Annotated in this window: 6 protein-coding genes; 4 read left to right on the forward strand and 2 right to left on the reverse strand. The window is 67.4% G+C overall.

What is annotated here, in order from left to right; all coding sequences use genetic code 11:
* Positions 1-90 precede the first annotated feature (90 nt).
* Complete coding sequence (gene aroC, locus DID99_RS27215; protein ID WP_124523060.1) at positions 91-1191, forward strand: chorismate synthase; 1101 nt, start codon at positions 91-93, stop codon at positions 1189-1191.
* A gap of 78 nt (positions 1192-1269) precedes the next feature.
* Here the strand turns inward: aroC and DID99_RS27220 are convergent, their stop codons facing one another.
* Positions 1270-2340 (reverse strand): LacI family DNA-binding transcriptional regulator, encoded by a 1071-nt coding sequence (locus DID99_RS27220; RefSeq protein WP_124488976.1) that lies wholly within the window; start codon positions 2338-2340, stop codon positions 1270-1272.
* A gap of 238 nt (positions 2341-2578) precedes the next feature.
* Here DID99_RS27220 and rbsK point away from each other — a divergent pair, with 238 nt between their 5' ends.
* The 3 genes from rbsK (at position 2579) to DID99_RS27235 (ending at position 5882) form a co-directional block, all read left to right on the forward strand.
* The gene (gene rbsK, locus DID99_RS27225) at positions 2579-3508 is read left to right on the forward strand and encodes a ribokinase (protein WP_124667860.1); all 930 of its coding nucleotides are present in this window, start codon (positions 2579-2581) and stop codon (positions 3506-3508) included.
* Positions 3509-3569: 61 nt separating this feature from the next.
* Positions 3570-4889, forward strand: a complete 1320-nt coding sequence (locus DID99_RS27230; RefSeq protein ID WP_124667861.1) for an MFS transporter — start codon at positions 3570-3572, stop codon at positions 4887-4889.
* Positions 4890-4934: 45 nt separating this feature from the next.
* Positions 4935-5882, forward strand: coding sequence for a dihydrodipicolinate synthase family protein (locus tag DID99_RS27235; protein WP_124571853.1), 948 nt, complete (start codon positions 4935-4937; stop codon positions 5880-5882).
* Positions 5883-5999: 117 nt separating this feature from the next.
* On the opposite strand, the gene DID99_RS27240 is transcribed toward DID99_RS27235, so the two are convergent.
* Positions 6000-6569 (reverse strand): 4Fe-4S dicluster domain-containing protein (locus tag DID99_RS27240; RefSeq protein ID WP_185733824.1); only part of this gene is annotated, 570 nt, incomplete at its 5' end.

A 6569-nucleotide genomic window follows, 5' to 3' on the forward strand; every position in this document is an offset into this window, starting at 1 on the left:
TTTACCTCTTTTCTCGACCGGCAAACGATCGGCCTGCCAGCGGCCCCGGCAGCGCATCGGTTTGTCCATTTCTCTTTGGGCGGTTCCATCATGTCCGGCAATACCCTCGGCACGCTTTTCACTGTCACGACCTTCGGCGAATCGCACGGTCCCGCGATCGGCTGCGTGATCGACGGCTGCCCGCCGGGAATGGGGCTGACCGAAGCCGACATCCAGGTCGAGCTCGATCGCCGCAAGCCCGGCACGTCGCGGCACGTGACGCAGCGCCAGGAAGCCGACGAGGTCGAGATCCTGTCCGGCGTGTTCGAAGGCGTGACGACCGGCACGCCGATCGCGCTGCTGATCCGCAACACCGACCAGCGCAGCAAGGATTACGGCAACATCGTCGAGACGTTCCGCCCCGGCCACGCCGACTACACCTACTGGCAGAAATACGGCATCCGCGACTACCGTGGCGGTGGCCGCTCGTCCGCGCGCCTGACCGCGCCGCTCGTCGGCGCGGGCGCGGTCGCGAAGAAGTGGCTGCGCGAGCGCTTCGGCGTCGAAGTGCGCGGCTACATGAGCGGTCTCGGCGAGATCGACGTGCCGTTCGTCGACTGGTCGCACGTCCGCGAGAACCCGTTCTTCTCGCCGAACGCGGCGATCGTTCCGGAGCTGGAAGCCTACATGGACGCGCTGCGCAAGGACGGCGATTCGATCGGTGCGCGCATCGACGTCGTCGCGTCGGGCGTGCCGGTCGGCTGGGGTGAACCGGTATTCGACCGGCTCGACGCGGACATCGCGAAGGCGATGATGAGCATCAACGCGGTGAAGGGCGTCGAGATCGGCGCGGGCTTCGACAGCGTCGCGCAGCGCGGCTCGGTGCACGGCGACGAACTGACGCCGGCCGGTTTCGTCGGCAACCATGCAGGCGGCGTGCTCGGCGGGATTTCGACGGGGCAGGACATCACCGTGTCGATCGCGATCAAGCCGACCTCGAGCATCCGCACGCCGCGCCGTTCGATCACGAAGTCCGGTGAAGAAGCGACCGTCGAAACCTTCGGCCGCCACGACCCGTGCGTCGGCATTCGCGCGACGCCGATCGCCGAGTCGATGCTCGCGCTGGTGCTGATCGACCACGCGCTGCGCCATCGCGCACAGTGCGGCGACGTCGAGACGCCGACGCCGAAGATCGCGGGCAGCGCGACCTGATGCAGCGGAGCCGGCACTCGCCGGTTCGACCGATTTGGCCGATTCGATGCGAAACGGGGCGCCTGCGGCGCCCCGTTTTCATTGGGCCGCCGCATCCGGCGGCGCGGCCGATTCGCGTACCCGCAGCTCCGGCAGTACCGCGCAACCGGGCCCGGCTGCGCCGTTTTCGAGTGCGTCGAGCAACGCGCGGGCGGCCTTGCGGCCGATCGCATCGGTGTCGACCCACATCGTCGTCAGCGCCGGCCGGATTTCGCGAGCCAGCGCGACATCGTCGAACCCGGTGATCGACAGCTGCGAAGGCACGTCGATGCCCAGTGCCTGCGCCTCGAGCAGGGCGCCGAGCGCGAGTGCGTCGTTGCCGCAGATCACGGCCGTCGGGCGCGTCGCGCCGCTGTGGGCAATCGCGCGCAGGCTCGCCCGCCCGAACGCGATCGTGGCCGCGCCCTCGTGCTGGTGGATCGGCCTGACCGCGAGCCCGCGCGCGGCGAGCGTCTCGTGAATGCCGCGCAGGCGGGCCTGCACGCGGTCGTTGTCGGCCGAAGGCTGCATGATGATCGCGAAATCGCGATGCCCGAGCTCGAGCAGGTGCGTGGTCAGTCGCGCGAATGCCGCGCGGTTGTCGAAGCCGATGCAGCAGTGCGGGCTGTCGTCGCGGTAAGCATAGGTGACGACATACGGCACCCGATGCAGGTCGAGCAGTTCGAATACTTCCGGCGGATAGGCTTCGCCGACCAGCGACACCGCTTCGACGCCGCGCGACAGCATCGCGCGCACCTGCGCGAGCGCTTGCGCCGGATCGTAATTCGAGCAGCCCAGGAACAGGGTGATGCCATGCTCGGCCATGACCGCCTGCATGCCCGCTACCTGCGACGCGAACACCTGGTCGTCGAGCGTCGGAATGATCGCCCCGGTGATGTGGGTGCGCGTGGAGGCGAGTGCGCGGCCGGCTGCGTTGGGAATCCAGTTCAGCGCACGTGCCGCGTCGCGCACGCGCTGCTGCACGTCGGCCGAGACCTTGCCGGGATCGTTGTAGACGCGCGAAACGGTCGCGGTCGACACGCCGGCGAGTTTCGCGACGTCGCCGAGCACCGACCGGCCGCTGCCGCGGCGCGCGCGAGCCGCGCCACCGCCGGATGAAGGCGTACTCATCGGTTATCCCCGGGCGCGGCTGCCCTGCAGGCTCCGCGCGTGGTCAAAAACGCCATCGTTTACCCTCGATTCATCGTGGTCCCGCTTGCAATCCCGGTCTCGCCTGTGAGAATGTAAGCGCTATCTTGATGCTACTCCGTATTATGTCAGACACAGATTTCAACCGCATCGTGAAGTTTTCGTCGACGAAGGCCGATCAGGCCATTTTGTACGTCGAAAATGTAAGCGGTTACATTCGATGATGATCCACACCAGACCACCCCGAATCGCTGTCGTCGGCAGCGTCAACGTCGACCTCGTCACGCATGCGCCGCGGCTGCCCGTGCCGGGCGAAACGCTGCTCGGCACCACGTTCCAGACCGTTCACGGCGGCAAGGGGGCGAACCAGGCGGTGGCCGCCGCGCGCCTCGGTGCGTCGGTCGCGATGATCGGCTGCGTCGGCAACGATGCGTTCGGCGCACGTCTGCACGACGCGCTGGCGGCGGAGCGCATCGACGTGACGCATCTGCACCGGATCGACGGCGAGGCAACCGGGGTCGCGACGATCACGGTCGATGCGCACGGCGCGAACAGCATCGTCGTCGTGCCCGGTGCAAACGCGCGCCTCGATGCCGAATTGATCGACCGGGCGCGCGACGCGATCGCCGGCGCGGCGCTGATGGTGTGCCAGCTCGAGGTGCCGATCGAGACCGTCGCGCGCGCCATCGGCAATGCGATCGCGCATCGCACGCCGGTGCTGCTCAATCCGGCGCCGGCCCGGCCGCTGTTCGACGCATTGCTGGCCCGCATCGACTATCTCGTCGTCAACGAAACGGAAGCGGAGTCGCTGACTGGCATTGCCGTCGGCGACGACGCGTCGGCGGTGCGGGCCGCCGAAGCGCTGCGCGCGAAGGGTGTCGGCAACGTGCTGGTCACGCTGGGCGCGCGCGGCGTCTGCTGGCGCGGAAGTGCAGGGAGCGGCCGCCATCGGGCGATGGCGGTGGTCGCCGTCGATACGACGGCGGCCGGCGATACCTTCGTCGGCGGCTTCGCGGCCGCCCGGGCGAGCGGCGCGTCGATGGACGACGCGATCGCGTTCGGACAGCGTGCGGCCGCGATCAGCGTCACGCGCCACGGCGCGCAGACGTCGATTCCGACACGCGAGGAAGTGGAGCGTGGGGCCGCATAGATTCCGCGAAGACGGAACAGACCGAGGCCCGGAAACCATTCAGGACATGGAGACAAACGCAATGAACGAGAATCATGCTGTTCCGACTGCGCCGCTACGTATCCGGCGCGGACAACGTATTGCGCTCGCGCTGCTGATGGCGAGCGGGATCGTCAACTATCTCGACCGCGGCACGCTGGCCGTCGCGAGTTCGGCAATCCGGGGCGATCTCGGGCTGTCGCTCTCGCAGATGGGCTTGCTGCTGTCGGCGTTCTCGTGGAGCTACGCGCTGTGCCAGTTCCCGGTCGGCGGACTCGTCGATCGCATCGGGCCGCGCCGGCTGCTCGGCATCGGGCTGATCGTCTGGTCGCTCGCGCAGGCATCGGGCGGCATCGTGTCCACCTTCGGCTGGTTCATCGTCGCGCGCATCGTGCTGGGCATCGGCGAGGCGCCGCAGTTCCCGTCGGCGGCGCGGGTGGTGAGCAACTGGTTTCCGTTGCGCGCGCGCGGTACGCCGACCGGGATCTTCAACGCGGCGTCGCCGCTCGGCACCGCACTCGCGCCATTGCTGCTCGCGGTGCTCGTCGCATCGTTCAACTGGCGCTGGGCATTCGTCGTGACGGGTGCGCTCGGCCTCGTCGTCGCCGTCGTCTGGTTTGCGTTGTACCGCGATCCGGCGCGCGCGCAATTGACCGCGGCGGAACGCGCGTATCTCGATACCGATGCGCAGACTGCCGTTGCGATGCCGAAACTGACCTTCGCCGACTGGCGCAGCCTGTTTTCGCACGGCACGACCTGGGGCATGCTGCTCGGATTCTTCGGTTCCGTGTACCTGAACTGGGTCTACCTGACCTGGCTGCCGGGGTACCTGACGATGGAGCGTCACATGAGCCTCGTGCGCACCGGGTTTGCGGCATCCGTGCCGTTCCTGTGCGGGTTCGTCGGTTCGCTCGTTGCCGGCTGGCTCTCGGATCTGGTGACGCGCCGCAGCCGCTCGCCGGTCGTGAGCCGGCGCAACGCGGTGGTCGTCGCGATGCTCGGGATGGTCGCGTTCACGATTCCGGCCGCGCTCGTGCAGAGCAACACGGTCGCGCTCGCATGCATCTCGGTCGTGATCTTTCTCGCCAATGCGGCGTCGGCATGCTCGTGGGCGCTCGCGACGGCGGCCGCCCCGCCGAGCCGTGTCGCATCGCTCGGCGCGATCCAGAATTTCGGCGGTTTCATCGGCGGTGCGCTCGCGCCGATCCTGACGGGGGGCATCGCGCAGAGGTGGTCGTTCGTGCCCGCGCTGCTGACGGCGGCGGCAATCGCATTCGCCGGCGCGATGGCTTACCTGCTGCTGGTGCGCAAACCGATTCCCGAGCAGTCCGCGAGCGCCGCGCCCGGACCGCTGCCGGCCTGAGTCCGTCGGCTACACCCCCGTATTCACTGAAGGAAGGAGAAACAGATGCAACCACATCGGCAATCGAGCGCAACCATCGAGGGGATCGTACCGGTGATGCTGACGCCGTTCGACGACGCCGGCGCGATCGACTACGCGGGCCTCGAGCGACTCGTCGAATGGTATCTGGCGCACGGCTCGGATGCGCTGTTCGCGGTCGCGCAGTCGAGCGAGATGCAATTCCTGAGTCTTGCCGAGCGTGCGGAACTCGCGCGTTTCGTGGTCGAGCGGGTGGCCGGGCGCGTGCCCGTCGTCGCGTCCGGGCACATCAGCGACGATCTGGATGCGCAGGTCGCCGAGCTGCGTGTCGCGGCGGAATCGGGTGCGCAGGGCGTCGTGCTCGTGACCAACCGCCTCGATCCGCAGCGCAAGGGCAGCGCCGCGCTTCTCGACCATCTTCACAAGCTGCTCGCCCGGTTGCCGTCGGATCTGCCGCTCGGTTTGTACGAATGTCCGGCGCCTTATCGGCGACTGCTGTCCGATGACGAACTGCGTGCGTGCATCGACACCGGCCGCTTCGTGATGTTGAAGGACGTGAGCTGCGATCTGGAGACGGTGAAGCGACGCGTCGCACTCGCCGCGGGGTCGCCGCTGAAGATCCTCAATGCGAACGCCGCGATCGCATGGGATGCGATGAAGGCGGGTTCGGCCGGTTTCAACGGCGTGTTCACCAACTTCCATCCCGACCTGTACCGATGGTTGCGCACGCAGGGCGGCTCGGATCCGGCGCTGGCCGACGAGTTGTCGACGTTCCTGGTGCTCTCGGCGGTGTCGGAAGCGCTGGGCTACCCGGCGCTTGCGAAGATCTATCACCAACGGATCGGCACGTTCGGATCGATTCGTTGCCGTGCGATCGACTACGACGTGCGCGAGCGCTTCTGGGCGCTCGACGCGGTGCTCGACAAGATCGTGTCCGGTACCGAGCATTTCCGTCGGCGGATCGCGGCGCGTTAGCGCAGCCGATACGGGCGCGGTGCATGAGTCGCGCGCCCGATGGAGAGCCGGGCGGCGTCGAATGTCGAACGTCGAACCGACGAAAAAAACGCCGCGCGAGGCGGCGTTCTTCGGCAGTTACATGTTCGGGTAATTCGGCCCGCCGCCGCCTTCTGGCGTGACCCACACGATGTTCTGCGTCGGGTCCTTGATGTCGCAGGTCTTGCAGTGCACGCAGTTCTGCGCGTTGATCACGAGGCGGTCGCTGCCGTCGTCGTTCTTCACGAACTCGTACACGGCCGCCGGGCAGAAGCGCGCCTCCGGTCCCGCGTAGGTCCGCAGGTTCACGTTCACCGGCACGTTCGCGTCCTTCAGCGTCAGGTGCGCCGGCTGGTTCTCCTCGTGGTTCGTGTTCGAGATGAACACCGACGACAATCGGTCGAACGTCAGCTTGCCGTCCGGCTTCGGATACTCGATCGGCGTGCACTGCGATGCCGGCTTCAGCATCTCGTGATCCGCATGCTTGTGGTGCAGCGTCCACGGCACGTTGCCGCCCATCAACTTCTGCTCGAGCCCGACCATCAGCGTGCCGAGGTAGAGACCCTTCGCCATCCACTGCTTGAAGTTGCGTGCGCGGTACAGCTCCGTGTACAGCCACGATTGCTTGAAGGCGTCCGGGTACGCGTTGAGCTCATCGCTCTGGCGACC

This window comes from Burkholderia sp. Bp8986, from assembly GCF_003854225.1.
Classification (GTDB): domain Bacteria; phylum Pseudomonadota; class Gammaproteobacteria; order Burkholderiales; family Burkholderiaceae; genus Burkholderia.

Bases quoted from the DNA above. Each gene is read 5' to 3' on its own strand.
- aroC (WP_124523060.1), top strand. From the start codon at position 91: ATGTCCGGCAATACCCTCGGCACGCTTTTCACTGTCACGACCTTCGGC.
- DID99_RS27220 (WP_124488976.1), bottom strand. From the start codon at position 2,340: ATGAGTACGCCTTCATCCGGCGGTGGCGCGGCTCGCGCGCGCCGCGGC.
- rbsK (WP_124667860.1), top strand. From the start codon at position 2,579: ATGATGATCCACACCAGACCACCCCGAATCGCTGTCGTCGGCAGCGTC.
- DID99_RS27230 (WP_124667861.1), top strand. From the start codon at position 3,570: ATGAACGAGAATCATGCTGTTCCGACTGCGCCGCTACGTATCCGGCGC.
- DID99_RS27235 (WP_124571853.1), top strand. From the start codon at position 4,935: ATGCAACCACATCGGCAATCGAGCGCAACCATCGAGGGGATCGTACCG.